This window comes from Terriglobia bacterium, assembly GCA_020072845.1.
Lineage (GTDB): Bacteria > Acidobacteriota > Terriglobia > Terriglobales > Acidobacteriaceae > JAIQGF01.
The window spans coordinates 254140-275399 of record JAIQGF010000009.1; the positions used below are offsets into that span (position 1 = coordinate 254140).

Below are 21260 nucleotides of genomic sequence, written 5' to 3' on the forward strand. Positions count from 1 at the left end.
CGGGTTTCAGCTAAGAGCTAAAAGCTAAGAGCTAAGAGCTGGAATGAAAAAAGAACTCGTATCGCTAAAAATCAACGGGCGCGTGCACGAAATCGCCCTCGCGCCCAACCGGCTGCTGCTGGACGTGTTGCGTCAGGAGCTCGGGCTGACCGGATCAAAGCGCGGCTGCGACGATTCCTCGTGCGGCGCCTGCACCGTGCAACTGGACGGCGTGCCGGTGCTGTCGTGCGCGCTGCTGGCGGCGTCGTGCCAGGAGCAGGAGATCACGACCGTCGAGGGCATCGCCGAGCACGGTTCGCTGGCGGCGATACAGAAGGCCTATGGCGACTGGGGCGGCGCGCAGTGCGGCTACTGCACGCCCGGCTTCATGATGACCGTGGATCACCTGCTGACGGAGAATCCCAATCCATCGGAAGACGAGATTCGTGGCGCGTTGAGCGGCAACCTGTGCCGCTGCACCGGGTACATGCAGATGTTCCAGGCGATCAAGGCGGCAATCGAAGCGGAGCGGAAGGGAAGAGCGGCGGTGTCGACGAAATGAGCGAGTTCTCGACCATCGGCAAGCCGGTCGCATTCGTGGACGCGGCGGAGAAAACCACCGGCCACGGGAAATACACCGACGACCTCAGCGTCCCGGGAATGCTGATCGGGAAGATCCTGCATTCGCCGCACCCGCACGCACGGATCAAGAGCATTGACACGTCGCGAGCGCGGGCGCTGCCGGGCGTGGTGGCTGTGGTCACCGGCAAAGACGCGCCGACCACCTACGGAATTCTGCCCATCGGGCACGACGAGCACGCGCTGGCGCTGGACAAAGTGCGCTACGTCGGGGACAACGTGGCGTGCGTGGCGGCGGTGGACGAAGCCACGGCGGAAAAGGCGTTGGAGCTGATTGATGTCGAGTACGAACTGCTGCCGGCGTGGTTCGATCCTGAGCAGTCCATGAAGGCCGAGGCCGACTTTATTCACGAGAGCCGGCCGCACAACATCGAAAAGGAGTATCACCACACGTTCGGCGATCCGGACAAGGCGTTCGCCGATGCGGATTATGTGGCCGAGGCGCGCTACCTCGCCAACGAGGTGACGCACGCGGCGATGGAGCCGCACTCGACCTTGGCGGCGTTCGAGATCGACCCGCACACCGGAAAGGCGGGGCGGCTGACCGTGTGGTCATCCACGCAGGTGCCGTATTACCTGCAACACAAGCTCTCGCTGGTGCTGGACATGCCGATGTCGCAGATCCGCGTGATCAAGCCGCTGGTGGGCGGCGGCTTCGGCGGCAAGAGCGAGGTGATCCCGCTGGAAATCACGGCGGCGATCGCGGCGCGCGCGGCCAACGCTCCGGTGAAAATCACCTACACGCGCGAGGAAGTGTTCTGGGCGCACCGCGGGCGTCCGCGCACCATCATCGACCTGAAAATGGGTGCGAAGCATGACGGGCGGATCGTCGCAGTAGCAGCGCGCGTTATCCAGGACGGCGGCGGGTACTGCTCCTACGGTCCGGTGACAATTCTTTATTCCGGCGCGCTGCTGGGCGCGCTCTACGACATTCCCAACGTGCGCTATGACGGCTATCGCGTGCTGACCAACAAGCCGGCATGCGGCGCGATGCGCGGGCACGGGACGGTGAATGTGCGCTTCGCCTTCGAGTCGCAGCTGGACGAGATTGCAGCGGCGCTGAAGCTGGACCCGGCGGAGGTGCGGCGGCGCAATCTCTTAAAGCCTCCCTGCGTGACGGTGAACGGCCTGCGGGTGCTGAGCTATGGGCTGCCGGAGTGCATTGAGAAGGTTGTCGCGGCGTCGCGATGGAACGAAAGGCGTGTGGCCGTCGACGGTCGACAGTCGACGGTCGACAAAGCGCAGAAGCGCGGTCTCGGGATTGCTTGCTCGCACTACGTCAGCGGGGCATCGAATTCCATCATTCGTTCCGACATGCCGCACTCGACGGTGAACATCAAAGTGGACCGCGACGGGGGCGTGGTGGCGTACACGGGCGCGTCGGAAATCGGGCAGGGGTCGGACACGATGACGGCGCAAATTATCGCCGAGGTCCTGGGCTGTGACCTGGCGCGGGTGAAAGTGGTTGCCGCCGACACCGATCTCACACCGATTGATCTCGGGTCGTATTCCAGCCGGGTCACGTTTATGAACGGGAACGCGTCGCTGCGGGCCGCCGAGGACGTCAAGAAGCAAATCACGGCTGCGGCGGCGCGCAAACTGAATTGCGCGCTGGAAGACGTGGTGTTTCGCGGAGACAAGGTTTTCCGCAAAGGCGTTGGGACCGCGGGAGCTAAGGATTCGGAGGCGGAGATTCTCGAGCGCAAGGACGCTCCTCGTGGTCCCGCGGGCGAGGGCGCCCGCGCCACAGGTGACGTCAAAGTCCAGGGCCGCGTCGAAGGCCAGACCCTGCGCGGGTCGGTGCAGCAGAAGAGAAAAGAGGAAGGGCCGAAGGACCGGATGAGCTTCGAAGAAGCTGTAGTCGCCGCAATTGATTTCAGCGGAGCGCTCACCGGGACGGGATCGTACGCACCGCCTCCGGAAGCGCGTGGCGGGCAGTTCAAGGGCGCGGGAGTCGGGCCGTCGCCGGCGTACTCCTACTCGGCGCAGGTAGCCGAGGTCAGCGTGGACGAGGAGACCGGCGAAGTCACGGTGCACAAGATCTGGGCGGCGCACGATTGCGGCCGCGCTTTGAACCCGGTTGCGGTGGAAGGCCAAGTGATCGGCTCGGTGTGGATGGGCCTGGGACAGGCGCTGGAAGAAGAGATGGTGTGGAAAGACGGCCTGCTGATGAACCCCGGCCTGCTGGAGTACCGGTCGCCATCGGCGGCGGAGTCGCCGGAGATCGAGTGTTTCATTGTCGAGAGCATCGATCCCGAGGGGCCGTTCGGCGCCAAGGAAGCCGGCGAAGGCTCGCTGGCGGCGACGATTCCGGCGATCTCGAACGCGATCTACGATGCGGTCGGCGTGCGCTTGCGCGAGGCGCCATTCACGCCCGAGCGCGTGCTGGCCGCCCTGCGCGCGAAAAAAGGCGAAAAGAAGTTAGACATGACGCGCGATGTTGATCCCACCGCGCCCACGACGTTCCCGGAGCATGGCGGCGCGTTGTGCTTCAGAGGCAAAGGCCCGGCGCGACATCCACTCGATGTGGCGCGGGCGCCCTCGCCTGCGGAAGGGGACGATTAGTGGCACTCCCCGACTTCCAGCTTCTCCGTCCGCGCACGGTTGCTGAAGCGATCGAATTCCTCGCGAAACACGCGGCCAGCGCGCAGATCGTCGCCGGCGGCACCGATCTTGTCCCCTCGTTGGGGCAGCACCTTTTCGCGCCGCGCTTTCTGGTGGACATCCGCGGCATCGGCGAACTGCGCGGAATTCGCGAGCACGATGGCGGCCTGGAGATCGGCGCGCTAACGACGCTGACGACAATCGAGCGCTCGCCAGAGATCGCGCGCAGTTATCCCGTGCTGCATGAGGCAGCGAAGACGGTGGCGTCGCCGGTGCTGCGCAACATGGGAACGATCGGCGGGAACATCTGCCTGGATACGCGCTGCCTCTGGTACAACCAGTCGCTGCAATGGCGGAAGTCGTGCGGCTTTTGTATCAAGAAAGACGGCGACCTGTGCCACGTCGCGCCCGGCGGAACCAAATGCTGGGCGGCTTTCTCCGGTGACACGCCTCCGGCGCTGCTCTGCCTGGAAGCGGAGATTGAAATTGCAGGGCCCAAAGGCACGAGGCGCGTCCCGCTGAGCGAGTTCTACACCAACGTTGGCGACGCGCGCATGAGGCTGGGAAAAAACGAGCTGCTCACGGGCGTACTGCTGCCGGCGAAGACGGCCGGCTGGCGCGGCATTTATCGCAAGTTGAGGATACGCGGCTCGATTGACTATCCGCTCGCCGGCGTGGCCATCGCACTGAAGCGCGGCAACGGGCACGTCGTGGATGCCAAGGTTGCGATCACCGCGGTGAATCCGGCGCCACTGATGGTGAAGGGCGCAGCCGAGGCATTGACGGGCAGGGAAGTGAACGAAGAGCTGGCGCTGCACATCGGCGAACTGGCGGCGCGGACAGCGAAACCGCTCACGACATCAGCCCTCACGCCTGAGTACCGGCGTGAGATGATTCGGGTGTTCACGAAACGGGCGGTCTTGGAGGCCGCGCGGTAAAGCAGATTCCTCGCGGGCTTCGGCGCGGGGCGCCTCGGTCACGGCTGAAGCCATGACCTACCGAGCCCGCTCGGAATGACAAGAACATAGGGTGGTCGTATTGGCACGGCTAAAGCCGTGCCCTTCCACGCCTGGTGCCTGAAACCTGGAGCCTGCCTTGATCACCGACTGCCACATCCACATTCATCCGCCGGACCTGGTGCTGAAGCCCGGTGCACAGGCGTTGATGGAAGCGAGCGCCAACTACGAGCAGTCGCGCCAGTTCGCGCGCTCCCCCTCGACTTTCCTGAAGTACCTGGACAGTATTGAGGTGGACCGTGCGGTGCTGATCGGGTCAGTGTCGCCGGAGGTGATCGGGATCGATTCCAGCATCAACACGTTTTATGCCGAGTACGCGCGCACCGATCCGCGGCGGCTGATCCCCTGCGGCGGACTGCACCCGCGCCACGCGCAGAACTTCATGGCCGAGCTCGACAATTTTCTGCGGCTGGGCATTCGCGTCATCAAGATCCATCCCCCACACCAGCTTTTCTATCCCAACGAATACCTCAACGGGCTCACCGAACTCGAACTGCTCTACCGCGCCGCGGAGGTGAATGGAATTCCGGTGATGTTCCACACCGGCACGTCCATTTTCCCCGGGGCGCGCAACCGCTACGGCGATCCGATGTACATTGACGACGTGGCGGTGGATTTTCCGCAGATGAAAATCCTGATGGCGCACGGCGGGCGTCCGCTGTGGATGGACACGGCATTTTTTCTACTGCGCCGCCATCCCAATGTTTATCTCGATATCAGCAGCATACCGCCGCGGCAACTGTTGAACTGGTTTCCGCGGCTGGAGGAGATTGCGTACAAGACAATGTTTGGCAGCGATTGGCCGGGTCCCGGCGGCGTGGACATCCGCCGCAACATTGATGCGATCCGCGCGTTGCCGCTGTCGGATGCGGCAAAGCAGCACATTCTCAGTAAGACCGCGCTCGCGATCTGGCCGGAATGAGCAATTAGCGATTAGCAATTAGCGTATAGGGTTGAAAGCTGACACGTGCAGCCTGGAGCCTGCAGCCTGGAGCCTGTTTTGATCACCGACTGCCACATCCACATTCAGCCGCTGGAGATGTTCAAGCCGGAGGCGCTGCGCCTGATGAAGGCCAAGCGGCCGGAGTTCCCGCAGATCGAGGAGTTCTGCCGATCGCCGCGCGCCTTCCTTCACCACATGGACAAGGCGGGGATCGATCGCGCGGTGCTCATCAACTACGTGGCGCCGGAGGTGATCGGGTTCACGGCCGGCGTGAACCAGTTCGTGGCCGATTACGTGAAGGAAGATCCGCGGCGGCTGATCCCGTGCGGGTCGCTGCATCCACGGCACTCCGCGAACATCATGGCCGATGTCGAGCACCTGGTGCGGCTCGGGATCCGGCTGATTAAAATCCATCCGCCGCATCAATTGCTCTATCCCAACGACTACCTGCGCGGCGTGAATGAACTGGAAATCATTTACCGCGCCGCCGAGGCAAACGGCATCCCGGTGATGTTCCACACCGGCACATCCGTCTTTCCCGGCGCGCGCAACAAGTACGGCGATCCGATGTTCGTGGACGATGTCGCGGTGGATTTTCCCAAACTCAGGATCCTGCTGGCCCATGGCGGGCGCCCGCTGTGGATGGACACGGCATTTTTCCTGATTCGCCGCCACGCCAATGTCTTTCTCGACATCAGCGGCATCCCGCCGAAAACGCTGCTGAAGTATTTTCCGCGGGTGGAGGAGATCGCCTCCAAGACGCTGTTCGGCACCGATTGGCCCGGGCCGGGAGTGCCCGACATCCAACGCAACCTGGACGATTTCAGGGCGCTGCCGCTGAAGGCAGGGGCGCAGGATCAGATTCTCAGCAAGACGGCGCTCAGCATCTGGCCGGATTAGAAGCAAAAGAAAACCGCGGATCGCCGCGGATTTTCACGGATCAGAAATAGTCGATCCGTGTTGATCCGCGAGAATCCGCGGTTAGGTTTTTCGGTCCTATTTCTTTGCCGCAGTTCCCTCCAGTTCATCCACCAGGCGGGTGGCGCCGTAGATGCTGCGCAGCGCCTCCAGGATGCCCTGCGAATCCACGTGCAGCGAGCGCCCGATCGCGTCCTCGTACTGGAAGTTCCAGGGGAGCGACTGAATGTTGCCGTCGAAGATGATGCCGACCACCTCGCCCGCCTTGTTCACCACCGGGCTGCCCGAGTTGCCGCCGATAATGTCGGCGGTTTCGATGGTATTCAGCGGCGTGTTCAGCTTGATCTTCGATTTGTTCTGGAGCCAGCTCGCGGGCAGGTTGTAGGGCGGCTTGTTGTCGTGTTTGGCGGCGTGTTCAAACGCGCCGGCAAAGGTGGTGAAGAAGGGAAGCTTGGTCCCGGCGGGCACGATGCTGCCGCGCCCGTCTTCGGTAAAGCCCTTCACCGCGCCGTAGCTGAGGCGCAGCGTGAAGGTTGCGTCAGGATAGGTGTCGGTGCCGAGTTCGGCAAAGCGGATCTTCGACAAGGTCGCGCCGTTGCGCCGCTCCACCGCGTCCACCTGGTCGTCATACTGCTTGCGGTACTGGCGCGCTTCCGAATCAATGTTGCGCATGACGACGATCAGCGGGTCAGTGCTGGCGTTGACGGCCGCAGCGCCGCCTGCATAGAGCTGCTTGCGGAGGGTGACGTCTTCCAGCTTCGTGCCCTCGATCAGCGCCTTGGCTGCCTGCGTGGGGTCTTGGCCCTTGAGCACCCCGGCGACGGCGGGATCGTTGCCCAGATCGCTCTGCATCTGGCGAAGCGCCTCCGTCACGATGACGGTCTCCAGGTCCTTGTAGATGGGAGCGGTCGAGAACAGTTGCTGCTCGAGCGAAGGTAGCGCCGACTCGCGATACTCGCGCAGACGCTCGCCGTTCGGTTTCGGCTTTTCCGCCGCGGCACGCACCAGGATGCGGGCAATGCCGGCCAGATCGCCCCGCAGACCCTGCCGGCGCTCCAGATAGGTGAATGGCATGAAGATCTGTTTGTAGGTGCTCGCCGCCTGTGCGGCATCAGCCCAGGGATCGCCGAATTCCTGCTTCTTCTTGGCATCAGAGGCGACGCCCTGCTTCAGTTTGTTCTCCTCCTGTTGTCTTTCCGCCATCAGCTTCTTGTCGAGCAGGCCCGACTGGTACCCAGTGATCGCCTTCAGCGAATTCTCCATGCCGAAGATGTCTTCCTGGGCTCGGCGCGCGTTCTCGGGCGACTGGGCGGAGAAGGCCTTCAACGTCTTCACCATACCTTGCAGAGACTTCAGCCGCCACGGATAGCTGGTGTCGCGCAGGAACTCCAGTTGCGACATGGTCAGCAGGCGGCCGGTGGAGCCGGGATGGCCGGAGACGAAGATCAACTCGCCGTCGCTCACGCCGGCCTTCGAAAACTTAAAGGACTGGGTGAGGGTTGCCGGCTTATCGTTCTCATAAACACGGAAAAACGTGATGTCGAGGTCGTAGCGCGGATATTCGAAGTTGTCGGGATCGCCGCCAAAGAATGCGGCGTCGAATTCGGGCGCGAAGACCAGGCGCACGTCGGTGTACTTTTTGTAGCGATAGAGGTTGTACATGCCGCCGGCGTAGAGCGTGACCACGTCACAGCGCAGTCCGGTGGACTTGGTGCAGTCGCTCTCGATGGCCGACATGGCCGCGCGCTGCGCGGTGCCGGCCGCGGCGGCCGAAATGCCCGGCTTCACCGCCGCCTGGACTTTGGCGGTGACGTCTTCAATGCTCTGCAGGACGTTGAGTTCCAGGTCAGGGCACTTGGCCTCGTCCGCCTGCGTTTTGGCGTAGAAGCCGGTCTTCATGAAATCTTTGCCGCCGGTGGAAAGCTGCTGGACGCAAACCGCGCCGACGTGATGGTTGGTGAATGCCAGGCCGTGGGGCGAAACGAACGACCCGGACCCGCCGTTGTTGAAGCGCACCGACGACAGGCGCACGTGATCGAGCCACGCCTGCGTCGGCTCGAACCCGTATTTCGCCTTGACCCGGGCTTTTGGAAATGCGTTGAACAGCCACATGCCTTCGTCGGCCGGGGCGATGCCCGCCAAAATGACTGCAATGCCGAAACATAGAACTGCGCGTTTTAACATGCTCGATCTCCCATGCCGGTCCGGCATGAATGTGAGTTTCACAAGGTGAAAACCGGGTTGCCTCAGCCCAATTGCGCCGGGCCAGAATCACAAAACCCTCGAATATACGCTGGCGCGCGCTGCCCGGCAACGTCGCATGCGACTCGTCCCCACCCGTTCGCAACCACGTCCCGATTTGGAATTGCACGAAGTTTGCGGTATGGTACCCGGTACTCACGCCCATGTGTCAGCCGGGGGCCCTGCGTCGCCTGCGTTCGATCCCGCAGCAATAGGATTGCGAGGAATTTATGTCCAGCAGCACTCTTACGCCCAAAGGCTTGGAAGGCGTCATCGCGGCGGTTTCCAGCATTTGTTTTATCGATGGCGACCGCGGCATCCTGGCCTACCGCGGCATTGACATTCACGAGCTCGCCGACAATTCCACGTTCGAGGAAACCTGCTACCTGCTCTGGTTCGGCAAGCTGCCCAACCGAGCCGAGCTGCGCGAGTTCGCCCGGGCGCTCGCCGACGAACGTAAGCTTGATACCGCCATCATCAACCTGCTGCGCCAGGCTCCGCGGCACGCGCTGCCCATGGACGTGTTGCGCACGGCGGTTTCCGCTCTCTCTTTCTACGATCCCGAGGAGAGCCTCAACACCCCGGAAGCAAACCTGCACAAGTCGCTGCGGCTGACCTCCCAACTCGCCATGATCGTGGCTGCCTATGACCGCATCCGGAAAGGCCGCCCGGTTGTAGAGCCCGACCGTTCGCTGTCGCATGCCGCGAATTTCCTGCTGATGTTGAACGGCGACCCGCCGTCGAAAACCGCCGAGCGCGCCCTGGACATCGCCCTGATCCTGCATGCCGACCACGAACTGAACGCGTCCACCTTCGCGGCGCGCGTGACCGCCGCCACGCTGTCGGACATGCATTCGGCCATCACCTCCGGCATCGGCGCGCTCAAGGGGCCGCTGCACGGAGGCGCCAACGAAGCGGTGTTCAAGATCCTGGCAGAAATTGCCAAGGCCGGCGCCGACCCGGTGGAGCACATCAAGGGCATGCTGGCGCAAAAGAAAAAAATCCCGGGCTTCGGACACCGCGTGTATCACACCGAGGACCCGCGTGCCACGCACCTGCGTCAGATGTCGCGCGAGCTGGGCGAGTCCAGCGGGCAGGCGAAATGGTTTGAGTACTCCAGCAAGATCGAACAGTTCATGAAGGCCGACAAGAAGCTAAACGCCAACGTGGACTTCTATTCCGCCTCGACCTATTACACGCTGGGCATCGAGCTTGACCTGTTCACCCCGATCTTTGCCGTCTCGCGCATCAGCGGCTGGACGGCGCACGTGATGGAGCAGCTCGGGGACAACCGCCTGATCCGGCCTCGCGCCGATTACGTTGGCCCGGCGTACCCGCAGCGCTACGTTCCCATTGACCGGCGCTGATTCGACGATGGGAAGAAGAAGTTGGAGCGCGCTCGCCCGGGAGCGCGCTTTACTTTTGCGAAGATGAATCCCACCACGGAGGCACGGAGACACGGAGCAGATTTGGTAATTGGGTAATTTCGTAATTTGGTAATTTCAGAACCTCATTTGGACAGAGGCCGGGCCGAAATTACCAAATTACAGAATTACGAAATTACCAATTCCGATTGCTTCCGTGTCTCCGTGGTAGATCACTTGCCGCTGTGACGGCGTAAAATAGAGCCCATGCGCCGCGCCTATCTCGACAACAACGCGACCACGCCGCTGCTGCCGCCGGTGCTGGAGGCGATGCAGCCGTATTTCATCGAGCAGTTCGGCAACGCGTCGTCCATCCACCATCACGGCCAGCAGACGCGGGCGGCGGTGGAGCGCGCGCGCGAATCGGTCGCGGCCCTGCTCGGCTGCCGGGCCTCGGAAATTGTGTTCACCAGCGGCGGCACCGAGGCCGACAACCTCGCCATCTTCGGCATCACCCGCCCCGGCGATCACGTCATCACCAGTTCGATCGAGCACCATGCCGTGCTGAACGCCTGCAAGCGCCTGGAAGAAGACGCGATGGGATGCGAGGTGACCTACCTGCCGGTGGACGGCCAGGCGCTGGTTTCGCCCGATGACGTCAAGCGCGCGCTGCGGCCCAACACGCGTCTGATCAGCATCATGATGGCGAATAACGAAACCGGCGTGCTCCAGCCGGTCAACGAGATTGGCGCCATCGCCGCCGAGGCCGACGTTTATTTCCACAGCGACGCCGTGCAGGCTGCGGGCAAGGTGCCGGTTGACGTGAGCGCGATTCGCTGCGACCTGCTCTCCATCTCAGGACACAAGATCCATGCCCAGCAAGGCGTGGGCGCGCTGTACGTGCGCAAGGGAACGCTGCTGCAGCCGATGCTGTACGGCGGACGGCACGAGCGCGCGCGGCGTGCCGGAACAGAAAACGTTGCCGGGATCGTCGGCCTGGGCAAGGCGGCGGAACTGGCGCGCGCCGGGCTCGGCAATGGCGAGGTCGGCCGCATCGGCGCATTGCGTGATCGCCTCGAGCAGACCATCACCGAAACCATCGATTCGGTCGGTGTGAACAGCGCCGGTGCGCCACGCGTGCCCAATACCAGCAGCATCTATTTTGATTTCATCGAGGGCGAGGCGCTGGTAATTGCCCTCGACCTCAAGGGCATCGCCGTTTCCACCGGCGCGGCCTGCTCTTCGGGAGCGATTGAGCCCTCGCACGTGCTGACCGCGATGGGCCTCTCCCCCGACCGTGCCCGCGCCAGCCTGCGATTCTCCATCGGCAAGCAGAACACCAGCGAAGACGTGGACCTGCTGCTCTCCATCCTGCCCGCGACCCTTTCGCGGCTGCGTGAGCTGTCGCCCATTTACAATAAAGTACAAGCGGGGTGAGTCTTCAGTCGTCGGTCTTCAGTCGTCAGGGACCGCGACTGGAAAGTTCCATTTCCTCATTTCCGCTTGCTGACGACCGAAGACTGATGACTGAAGACTGTCCCATTGCCGTTGCCATGTCGGGCGGTGTGGATTCCTCCACCGTTGCGGCCATGCTGTGCGCCGAGGGCCGCCAGGTGATCGGTCTCACCATGCAGCTCTGGAACCAGCGCCGCCTGGCGGGTCACAACGGCATGCCGGAAACGGTCACGGGGCGCTGCTGCTCGCTCGACGACGTGTACGACGCCCGCCGTGTCGCCGAGACGCTCGGCATCCCGTACTACGTCGTCAACCAGGAGCGGCGCTTCGAGGACGAGGTGGTGCGCCCGTTCATCGGCGAGTATCTGTCCGGCCGTACGCCCATCCCGTGCAGCCTGTGCAACAACCACCTGAAGTTCGATCAGCTCCTGATCACGGCGCGCCAGATCGGCGCCGAGCAGCTGGCCACCGGCCACTATGCGCGAGTCGAATTCGACGCCGCGCGCCAGCGCTGGCTGCTGCGCCGTCCCGCCGATCTCGGAAAGGACCAGACGTACTTTCTGTTTGGCCTGACCCAGGAGCAGCTCTCGCGCACCTTGTTTCCGCTGGGAGACTTGCGCAAGTCCGAAGTGCGCGAGCTAGCGCGCCGGCACGGGCTGGCGCTGGCCGAGAAGCCGGATTCCCAGGAAATCTGTTTTGTCCCCGGCGGTGACTACAAGCAGTTCATTGACGCGTACCTGGCGGAGCAGGGCGAATCGCTGCCCGACACCGCGGGCGAGCTGGTCACAACCAGCGGAGAGGTGATCGGCACCCACGCCGGCATTCACAATTTCACGGTCGGCCAGCGTAAGGGACTGGGCGTGGCCACCGGCTCGCCGCTCTACGTTTTGGAGATCAACGGCGAAAAGCGCCAGGTGGTGGTTGGCGGCGGGGAAGAGCTGTACGCGACCACGCTGCGCGCTCGACGCCTGAACTGGATTGCGGTGGATGATCTGCGGCAGCCGATGCGCGTATCGGTAAAGATCCGCAACCGCCACGAGCCTGCGCCCGCCGTGGTCGAGAAGACCGGTGACGATGAAGTGCTGGCGACCTTTGACCAGCCCCAGCGCGCGGTTACGCCCGGCCAGGCAGCGGTGTTCTATGACGGCGACGTGGTGGTCGGCGGCGGATGGATTGTTTAGACGCCCATCCTAGAAGCTAGGCGGCCACCTTCGTTTCCCGTGAAATACACGCAGGATTTCCACGGCATAGCTACGAACTCGGTACGGAACTATATATGGGGTATCAGGTACAACGAGTTCGCGCGTTCCGGGAACCCGACCAGGTCGGCCAATAGCGGGATGCACCGCAAGTTGCGCGATTGATCTCTGAATAGCTGTTACGACCCTGGCTGCAGCAGCCGGATCATCGCGACTGATGTACTCAGCTTCCGCGTCTAGGTTATCCAGTGCAGCCTGCAACCATCTAACGCGCACGACCAGTCCACTTTCTCATCACCTTTTCCACTTGTTTTTCGCTCGCAAACTCGCCACGATCTGCTTCAACGAGAGCCTTCGAGATCTCTTCGACCTGCCATTCGTTCAAGGACACGTATTCACGAATTGCCTCGGCTGCCAAGAATGAGCGGCTGCGCTGCGTGGCCTTAGCTAGTTTGTCGAGTTGTTTTTTCAAGCGCGGGTCTAGACGCAAGGACAACACATTGGCTTCGCTGGACATGGTCGGTCTCCGCATGCGTATGTACTCTTCTACATCATACGTAAGCAAATGTAAACAATCCCAACACCGGTTCGTGCCCGAGATGAGGCCATGAGATGATCGGCGCGTGCGAGATGTAGGATAGTGACAAAGAAATGGGCGACGACTCCTTCTTCCGCCGCATCGCCGATGAAGCGCTCGATGACGAAACCGCGCGCCAGATCGCCGAGCAGCAGCGCGCTCTGGAACAGAATCCCGAGTGGGCGGAAGGGCACTATCACCTGGCGCAGCTTTTGCGCGTGCAGCACAAACGCGAAGCAGCGAAGCATCATCTGCTGATCGCGCTGGGAAAGAAACCTACGTTGGCGGACGCCCACGTCGCGCTCGGCGAAATCTACATTGCCGAAGGCGACTTTGACCGGGCGCGTGTGCACGCCGAATTTGCCGCCGCCTGCGGCAATCCCCGGTTGCTGGAGCAGATGCAGCGGCACGGGGAAATTGGGTAATTGGGTAATTTCGTAATTTGGTAATTTGTCAATTCGAGCAGTAACGCGTCGAACCAGCATCCAGTAGTCGCATTTACGAAATTACCAACTTACAAAATTACCAAATCAGAACGCATCGTTTCCGCCGCCAGCCAGCGCAACTCCGCTAGTCTCGCCGCGTTGTATACTTTTTAGTTTGGGTAACGGGTTTTGAGCTTCATAGCTGGCTTGCGCCGGCAGAGGAGAAGATCCAGATGGCTACAGCGACATCATCCACCGCACTTAGCTACGCTCGTGACAACCAAAAGCGGTTCCTGGAAGAGCTGAAAAACCTGCTTCGAATTCCCAGCATCAGCACGCTGGAGGAACACAACAAGGACACGGAGCGGGCGGCCAAGGTCTGCGCCGACGATCTGAAGCGCATCGGCTTCGAGCACGTCGAGATCATTCCCACCGCGACCAAGGAGCGCCCCAGCGCGCACCCGCTGGTGTACGCCGACTGGCTGCATGCCGCGGGAAAAACGACCGTGCTCTGCTACGCCCACTACGACGTGCAGCCCGCCGAGCCGCTGGACGAGTGGAAGTCCCCGCCCTTCGAGCCGACCGAACGCAACAACAACATCTATGCCCGCGGCGCCGTGGACGACAAAGGCCAGCTCTGGATGCAGTTGAAGGCCTTCGAATCGCTGATGAAGTCCGGCGACGGCAAGCTGCCGATCAACGTGCGCGTCATCCTGGAAGGTGAGGAGGAGGTAGGAGGCGAGTCCATCGCCGAATACGTTCGCAAGCACAAGGACAAGCTGAAGGCGGACTTCGCGCTTGTCACCGACACCGAACTGTTCGCGCCCGACATGCCCACGCTGTGCGTAGGCCTGCGCGGGCTGGTGTACACCGAAATCGAAGTGCAGGGTGCGGCCACCGACTTGCATTCCGGCGTCTATGGCGGCGCGGCCCCCAACCCGCTGTTCGCGCTGGTCGAGATCATCAGCAAGCTGAAGGATGCCGGCGGCAAAATCCTGATCCCCGGCTTCTATGACAAAGTGAAGGAGCCCAGCAAGGCGGAACTCGAAGCCTGGCAGCGTCTGCCGTTCGATGAAGAGGAATACCGCAAGAAGGAAGTCGGCTCCAGCATGCTGACCGGCGAGCCGGGCTACTCGGTGCTGTATCGCACCTGGGCGCGTCCGACGCTGGAGGTCCACGGCATGCCCGGCGGCTTCACCGCGCCCGGCGCCAAGACGGTGATTCCGGCGCGCGCTTCGGCCAAGGTTTCCATGCGCCTGGTCCCGGACCAGAACGAGGACGACATCCTAAAGAAGTACACCGACTTCGTGAAGCAGCTCACGCCGAAGGGGATCAACCTCAGCATCAAGGTGCACAGCAAGGGGCCGGCTTGCGTGGTTTCGACCGATAACCGGTACATCAAGGCAGCCACCGACGCCCTGCATGAAATTTTCGGCAAGGACACGGTGTACATCCGCTCCGGCGGCTCGATTCCGATCGTCTCCGATTTCGAGAACGAGCTGAAAATTCCCAGCGTCATGATGGGCATGGGGCTGCCCGACGACAACCTGCACGCTCCCAATGAGAAGTTCCATATCCCGAACTTCTACCGCGGGATTGAGTCCATCATCCGCTTCTTCCAGATCCTGGGGAAGTAACGCGGGAACCACAAACCACCGAAATGGGGGCGCAGCGGCGCCCCTTTTTGCTCGCCTGCCCACGGTCGCAGTGACGCTAGTTGATTATTGAAAAGCTAATGTAATTGCGCTAGGCTTACTCTGCTCTTGCGGTCCATCCTGCCGATCTCCTTTCCCATCTAAAAACAGGCGTTCGAAGTGCAACACGCATGTGCTGCAATGGCTGTGCAAGATGCTGGGTTCTTCCACAGGCCGCCACAATATATAGCGTTTTCTGTCTTGACGCCGGCCCTTCGCGACGGTACATTGACTCTAATTTCGTGGTACGCGGGATTGCCGGGCAGGGAATGTGGAGCGGCGTCTCTCTCAGCCGGAACGCGCCGCGTCGCCCGCAGTGGCCGTAGCGGGCTGTACGCAACGTTGTGGGACCAGCGAAAGGCCGGCCCCGCCAGTTGAAGGAGTGGACGTTGCTGAAACTCAAGAAGCTCCAGATCCTCGGGTTCAAGTCATTCTGCGACCGCACTGAACTGGGTTTTCACGGCGACGGCATCGCTGCCATCGTCGGCCCCAACGGTTGCGGCAAATCCAACATCTCCGACGCCATCGCCTGGGTTTTGGGCGAGCAATCGGCGCGCACCCTGCGCGGCGCGCGCATGGAAGACGTTATCTTTGCCGGCACGCGCGACCGCAAGCCCACCGGCATGGCCGAAGTTTCCCTCACCCTGATCGACCCTGACGTTTACGACGGGCCGGAAGCATTGGCCGAGCCGGAAATTGAAATTCACGACGAGATGTCGGAAGCGGACTGGGACGAAGCCGCGTTGCGCGAAAAAGCCGCCGTCGAGACCGACGAATACCTTTCCGACGTGCAGCCCGGCCAGGTGGACGAAGTCGACGGTCTACGGTCGACGGTCGACGGCCAAAACAGCGGTGCGCCCGAATCGAACCTGGGACCGCAGACCACCCCGGCCAACAGCTCCGCCGATCCTGGTGCTGAATCCGCCAACGCCATCGAGCAACCGTCAGCGACTTCCGAGTTGCCGCCGTCGACCGTCGACCGTCGACCGTCGGCCGTGGTTTTGAAAATCCGCCGCCGCAAGTTCAGGCCCAGCTTCAAGGCCGGCGAGATCGTGGTCACGCGCCGCTTGTTCCGCTCCGGCGACAGCGAGTACCTGCTCAATGGCAAGCTCTGCCGCCTGCGCGATATCCAGGACATCTTCATGGGCACCGGGCTGGGCCCGGAGTCCTATGCCATCATCGAGCAGGGAAGAATCGGCCAGATTCTCTCCAGCAAGCCCACAGACCGGCGCGCCATCATCGAGGAGGCGGCCGGGATTACCAAGTTCAAGACGCGCAAGCGCCTCGCCGAAGCGCGGCTCGAGGAAGCCAAGCTGAACCTGGCGCGGGTCAACGATATCTTCGAGGAAGTCACGCGCCAGATGAACTCGCTCAAGCGCCAGGCCTCCAAAGCCGAGCGCTACGCGCGCCTGCGCGACGAAATGCGCGGCAAGCTGCGCCTGGTGCTGGCCGGCAGGTTCGCGCAACTCCGCCGCGAGAGCGAAGAACTGGAAGCGACCCTCATCGGCCTCGGGGAAGAACTGCGTGCGAAAACGCAGGTGGTCGGCGAGCTGGAACTGGAGCAGGCCGAAGGCACGCAGCGCGGCTATGCTATCGAAACCGACGTGCGCAACAATGGCGAGCGCTTGTCGGCAATCACGCGCGAGATTGATCGCGCATTCTCGCGCCAGCGCACCAACGAGGAGCGCTGCGCCGAGCTGACACACCGCGCCGAATCCGCCGCCGCCGAACTCGCGCAGACACGCCTGCGCCTGGTGGGCATCGAGGCGGAACGGGAATCGCATCGCGGGGTTTTGCAAGCGGCCGAGGGCGAGGTGGCCGCCGCGCAGCAACAAGCCGCCGCGGCGCAGCAGGAAGCCACCATCGCCGCCGGCGTGCTGGCCGACATCGAGTGCCGCCAGGAATCACGCCGGGCCGCGATCATGGAAGCAGTTGCCGCCGCTTCCGCGGTCCGCGAGCAGCTTACGCGCGCGCAGGAGCACATCGCCGGCCTGGAACGCGAACTGCGCCGCCTGAATCACGAAATCGAATCCGGGCGGGCGCAGATTGAGACCTTCGGCGACCAGCGCGGGCAGATCGCCTTCGAGTTCGAAAATGCCTCCGAACGCGTGCAGGCGCTTGCCGAGGACATCGAGCAGACGCGCGCCGCGATCGGCGAGGTGCGCATGGCGGAGACCGAGTCCAAGCGCCGCCTCGATACCCTGCGCGCCGAGTACGCCACCGCGCTGGGCAAAAAGGGTTCGCTGGAAGCGGTGATTGCCGAGCACGGTTATTCCACCGATTCGGTTCGCCGGCTGTTCCAGTCCGGCGCGCTCAACAGCGGTTTTGCGCCGGTCGGGGTGCTCGCCGATTTCCTCGAAGTCGATGACCGCGTCGAGCACGTGGTCGAGGATTTCCTGCGCGACGAGCTCAACTTCATCGTGGTGAAATCCTGGGACGCCGCCGACGAAGGCATGCGCCTGCTGCGCACCGACGTCGAGGGCCGCGCTACCTTCCTGGTGCATCCCAATGACTCGCAGGCGCGCTTCTCGTTCGTGCTCGACGAGGCCGCGCACCATGCGCCCGCGCACGCGCAACTGGTTCGACCGTTGAAGCAGGCCATCCGCGTGCTCAACGGCTTCGGCAAATCCCTGGAAGTCATCCTGCCCAAGCTGCGCGACGGCTACCTCGTGCCCGACTCGGGAGTCGCGCGCGAGTTGGCCCTGTCGAACCCCGACGCATTCTTTCTCTCCGAATCGGGCGAGTGCTTCCACAATGTCACCGTGACCGGCGGCAAGCAGCGCAGCGAGGGCCCGCTGTCCATGAAGCGCGAGTTGCGCGACGTGCTGCGCGTGCTCGCCGAAATGGAACGGGCGCTGGGCGGCGAAGAGCGCAAGGCATTGATCCTGGCGCGCGAGATCGCCGACCTCTCCTCGCTGCTGGAGCGGCTGGAAACGGAGAAGCGCGAGGCCGACAGGGCCGCGCTCACCTCCGGTCATGACCTGCGCCAGTTGGAGAGCGAGGTGACGCGCATCGCCGAGCGGGTGGCGCTGGCGGAGCGCGAAGCGCTGAACATCACCGCCGAACGGGCGGCGAACGAGGCGCTGATTGCCGAACAACAGGCCGAACTTGGCGCTCGCGATGCCCGCCGTGCCGCGCTGGAGAACGAAGCCGCCGCGGCGCAGGAAAGTCTTGCCGGGCTGCGCGCCGCGCGCGATGCCGCCGCCCACGTTGCCTCCGAGATGAAGGCGCAAGTCGCGGCCGTGGAAGAGCGGCGCCGCGCCGCGTCGGCTGCGCTGTCCCGGGTTGCCACCATGTTCGCCGAGATCGCTTCGCGCGTGGAGTCGCTGGAGTCGCAGCAGCAGATGGCCGCCGCCGAACAGGCGCAGCGCGAGATCGAAAACCTGCAGATTTCCGAGCAACTGGATTTGCTGGGCGCGCAGAAAGAGCAGGCCGAAGCGCGCGAAGCCGAACTGCAGGCCGAATCCGAACAGGTGCGCGGCCGGCTGGTCGAAATCGAGCACCAGCTTCGTAGCGCGCGCCTGGAAATGGACTCGGTGCGCGACCGCCGCGGAGAACTGTCGGCGCAGGCCGCCAAGCTGCAGTCCGATCAGCAGCACATGGCGGAAACCTGCCTGAACGAGCTCGGTGTGGCCGCCGGCACGCTGCTCGCTGACGAGTCCGTTGCCCAGCTCGGCCCGGAACTGCTCGCCCTGGAGGAGACCGCATATCGCGAGCTGCGCGCGAAACTTGACAACATGGGCCCGGTGAACATGATGGCCCTGGAGGAGTATCAGGAGGCGGCGCAGCGCCACGGATTCCTGGAAACGCAACGCAAAGATTTGATGGACTCCATCGAAAATACGCAGAACGCCATTCGTGAAATCGACACCATCTCGCGCCAGAAATTCCAGGAAGCGTTTGCCGCCATCAACATCAATTTCCAGGCGGCATTCCGCAAGTTGTTCGGCGGCGGCAACGGATTCATGCGGCTCACCGACGAAGAGAACGCCGCCGACAGCGGCATTGACGTGGTGGCGTCGCCTCCGGGCAAGAAGCTGCAGAACGTGCTGCTGCTCTCCGGGGGAGAAAAAGCGCTGACGGCCCTGGCGCTGCTGGTCGGCATCTTCCAGTACCAGCCGAGCCCGTTCTGCATTCTCGACGAAGTGGACGCTCCGCTTGACGAAAGCAACATCGGACGCTTTACCGAACTGGTGCGCGAGATGAGCGATACCACCCAGTTCATCCTCATCACGCACAGCAAGAAGACCATGAGCATTGCGCCGGTCATGTACGGCGTCACCATGCAGGAGCCCGGAGTTTCCAAGCTGGTCTCGGTGCGCTTCCACGAAAACGCGCAGGCGGCGACCGCGTAGACGCGCCGTATCGCGGTGCGGAGAGAGCGCGGCGGAACTTGGCGCGACCAGAAGATTACGGCAAGATTACGGGAGCGGGGGGAAGCTCTTTCCGATTTTCCACATCATGATCCGCTAAATCCCTTCCCCAGAGCCTGTTTCGCGGGAACGCCTCTCCTGTCAATGATTATTCTTCGCGGAGGAAATCGCGTCGCACGCAATTGTGACGCGAGGCGTTGACAAAAAAACGTAGGCGGCTAGAATACGCGACGTTCTTTTGCGCAACAATTTTCCGTCGTGGCTCACTCCCTACAAGACGTCCTGCTGCACACCGACTTTCCGGACTTGGAGCTTTATGCCAGCGGAAAGGTGCGGGACCTCTACCGCGTGGACAACGAGCACCTGCTGTTGGTGGCGACCGACCGCATTTCCGCTTTCGATTACGTGCTCGCCACCGGCATTCCCAACAAGGGCAGCGTCCTGACCCAGCTTTCTCTTTTCTGGTTCGACTTCCTCAAGGACATCGTCCCCAACCACCTGGTCACCGCCGAGGTGGAGCGCTATCCGCAGCACCTGCGCAAGTACCAGGCTCATCTGCGCGGCCGCTCCATGCTGGTGGTCCATGCCGACATGGTTCCGGTGGAGTGCGTGGTGCGCGGCTACATTTCCGGTTCGGCGTGGAAGGAATACCAGAACAAGGGCTCGGTGTGCGGCATCACCCTGCCCTACGGCTTGCGCGAATCCGACAAACTGCCGCAGCCGATCTTTACGCCGGCAAGCAAGGCCAACACCGGCCATGACGAAAACATTTCCTTCGCCGAGATGAAGAAGATCGCCGGGGCCGCGTTGAGCGAGCAACTGCGCGACCTGAGCCTGCGCATTTATCAGGCCGCCGCCGACTACGCCGCCGCCCGCGGTATCCTCATCGCCGATACCAAGTTCGAGTTCGGACGCACCGCCGCCGGCTTGGTGCTGGCCGACGAAGTCTTGACGCCCGATTCGTCGCGCTTCTGGCCCGGCGACGCGTATGCGCCCGGCCGCGGCCAGGAGTCGTTCGACAAACAATACGTGCGCGATTACCTGGAGAAGATTCGCTGGAACAAGCAGCCGCCGGCTCCCTCGCTTCCGCCCGAGGTGGCCGACAACACCAGCGCGAAATACATGGAAGCGTTTCGCCGGCTTACCGGGCGGGACTTGCAGGTGCAGGCGGCCTGATGGTTGGCGGGCCGGTTGGAGCGCAGGAAATCTGCGGTTGAGGTGAGAGCAAGCGTTGTCGCGAGGGCCCGCATGACCGGACTGGATTGGCTGATCGTTGCCATCGTTCTGTTTTCTGTGCTGGTCGCGGCTTCGCAAGGGTTCATGCACGAAGTGTTTTCCCTGGCCGGGGTGGTCGTAGGATATCTGCTCGCGGCCTGGGGATACCGCCAGGTGGCGAACTGGTACGCGCCGTATGTGAAGACGCCCTGGGTGGCCGATCTGTGCGGGTTTCTGACGATCTTTTTTGTTGTCGTCCTGCTGGCGGGAGGTATCGGCCGGATCGCGCGTTTCGGCATGAAGGAAGCCGGACTGCGCTGGTTCGACCGCGTTTTGGGCGGGATGTTCGGGCTGGTGCGCGGCGTCCTGATCGTGATGATCTCGTTGCTCGCGCTGGCATCGTTCTCGCCCGGGTCAACCCTGCTGGCGCGATCGCGCACGGCGCCGTATCTGCTGGTGCTGGCGCGGGCCGCCGTCTGGGTTGCACCGTCGCAGGTACGGCAACAGTTTCGTGCCGGCATGGACGCCATCGCCAACATCCGCGAAGGCGCGCCTCCGGCGGCGAATCATAATGCCGCGCCCGGACCGCCCGCGGTCCCGGCTAAGTAAAACGAACGG

At 62.8% G+C, this 21260-nt stretch carries 16 protein-coding genes; 13 read left to right on the forward strand and 3 right to left on the reverse strand.

The window, feature by feature from the left end; all coding sequences use genetic code 11:
• Positions 1–43 precede the first annotated feature (43 nt).
• From LAN70_10250 to LAN70_10270, 5 genes are all read left to right on the forward strand, one after another.
• On the forward strand, positions 44–541 hold the full coding sequence (locus LAN70_10250; GenBank protein MBZ5511536.1) for a (2Fe-2S)-binding protein: 498 nt from the start codon (positions 44–46) through the stop codon (positions 539–541).
• Positions 538–3183 (forward strand): molybdopterin-dependent oxidoreductase, encoded by a 2646-nt coding sequence (locus LAN70_10255; GenBank protein ID MBZ5511537.1) that lies wholly within the window; start codon positions 538–540, stop codon positions 3181–3183. Before LAN70_10250 ends, LAN70_10255 begins: the two co-directional genes overlap by 4 nt.
• On the forward strand, positions 3183–4160 hold the full coding sequence (locus LAN70_10260) for an FAD binding domain-containing protein (protein ID MBZ5511538.1): 978 nt from the start codon (positions 3183–3185) through the stop codon (positions 4158–4160). The genes LAN70_10255 and LAN70_10260 overlap by 1 nt, the downstream gene beginning before the upstream one ends.
• 157 nt (positions 4161–4317) lie before the next feature.
• Positions 4318–5160 (forward strand): amidohydrolase family protein, encoded by an 843-nt coding sequence (locus LAN70_10265; GenBank protein ID MBZ5511539.1) that lies wholly within the window; start codon positions 4318–4320, stop codon positions 5158–5160.
• Between the two features lie 78 nt (positions 5161–5238).
• Positions 5239–6081 (forward strand): amidohydrolase family protein, encoded by an 843-nt coding sequence (locus LAN70_10270; protein ID MBZ5511540.1) that lies wholly within the window; start codon positions 5239–5241, stop codon positions 6079–6081.
• A 96-nt stretch (positions 6082–6177) separates the two neighbouring features.
• On the opposite strand, the gene LAN70_10275 is transcribed toward LAN70_10270, so the two are convergent.
• Positions 6178–8283, reverse strand: coding sequence for a S46 family peptidase (locus LAN70_10275; GenBank protein ID MBZ5511541.1), 2106 nt, complete (start codon positions 8281–8283; stop codon positions 6178–6180).
• A gap of 287 nt (positions 8284–8570) precedes the next feature.
• On the opposite strand from LAN70_10275, the gene LAN70_10280 reads away from it, so the two are divergent.
• The 3 genes from LAN70_10280 to mnmA all read left to right on the forward strand — a co-directional run bounded on the left by LAN70_10280 (position 8571) and on the right by mnmA (position 12340).
• Positions 8571–9707: a citrate synthase gene (locus LAN70_10280; GenBank protein MBZ5511542.1), complete on the forward strand. Its 1137-nt coding sequence runs from the start codon at positions 8571–8573 to the stop codon at positions 9705–9707.
• A gap of 264 nt (positions 9708–9971) precedes the next feature.
• A complete protein-coding gene (locus LAN70_10285; GenBank protein MBZ5511543.1) occupies positions 9972–11141 on the forward strand; it encodes a cysteine desulfurase in 1170 nt (389 codons plus the stop codon).
• 86 nt (positions 11142–11227) lie between these two features.
• Positions 11228–12340, forward strand: a complete 1113-nt coding sequence (gene mnmA / locus LAN70_10290) for a tRNA 2-thiouridine(34) synthase MnmA (protein ID MBZ5511544.1) — start codon at positions 11228–11230, stop codon at positions 12338–12340.
• Between the two features lie 9 nt (positions 12341–12349).
• On the opposite strand, the gene LAN70_10295 is transcribed toward mnmA, so the two are convergent.
• Both LAN70_10295 and LAN70_10300 read right to left on the reverse strand, forming a co-directional pair.
• Positions 12350–12634: a type II toxin-antitoxin system RelE/ParE family toxin gene (locus LAN70_10295; GenBank protein ID MBZ5511545.1), complete on the reverse strand. Its 285-nt coding sequence runs from the start codon at positions 12632–12634 to the stop codon at positions 12350–12352.
• Positions 12624–12875 (reverse strand): ribbon-helix-helix protein, CopG family, encoded by a 252-nt coding sequence (locus LAN70_10300; protein MBZ5511546.1) that lies wholly within the window; start codon positions 12873–12875, stop codon positions 12624–12626. The genes LAN70_10295 and LAN70_10300 overlap by 11 nt, the downstream gene beginning before the upstream one ends.
• Before the next feature lie 134 nt (positions 12876–13009).
• Here LAN70_10300 and LAN70_10305 point away from each other — a divergent pair, with 134 nt between their 5' ends.
• The 5 genes from LAN70_10305 (at position 13010) to LAN70_10325 (ending at position 21251) form a co-directional block, all read left to right on the forward strand.
• Positions 13010–13360 carry a hypothetical protein gene (locus tag LAN70_10305; protein ID MBZ5511547.1) on the forward strand — a complete coding sequence of 117 codons (351 nt, stop codon included), beginning with the start codon at positions 13010–13012 and terminating at the stop codon, positions 13358–13360.
• 233 nt (positions 13361–13593) lie between these two features.
• Entirely contained in the window at positions 13594–14997 is a 1404-nt protein-coding gene (locus LAN70_10310; GenBank protein ID MBZ5511548.1) for a dipeptidase, read from the forward strand.
• 446 nt (positions 14998–15443) lie between these two features.
• Positions 15444–19409, forward strand: a complete 3966-nt coding sequence (gene smc, locus LAN70_10315; GenBank protein MBZ5511549.1) for a chromosome segregation protein SMC — start codon at positions 15444–15446, stop codon at positions 19407–19409.
• Positions 19410–19685: 276 nt separating this feature from the next.
• Positions 19686–20603 carry a phosphoribosylaminoimidazolesuccinocarboxamide synthase gene (locus LAN70_10320; protein ID MBZ5511550.1) on the forward strand — a complete coding sequence of 306 codons (918 nt, stop codon included), beginning with the start codon at positions 19686–19688 and terminating at the stop codon, positions 20601–20603.
• 72 nt (positions 20604–20675) lie between these two features.
• Positions 20676–21251: a CvpA family protein gene (locus LAN70_10325; GenBank protein ID MBZ5511551.1), complete on the forward strand. Its 576-nt coding sequence runs from the start codon at positions 20676–20678 to the stop codon at positions 21249–21251.
• Positions 21252–21260: the final 9 nt, after the last annotated feature.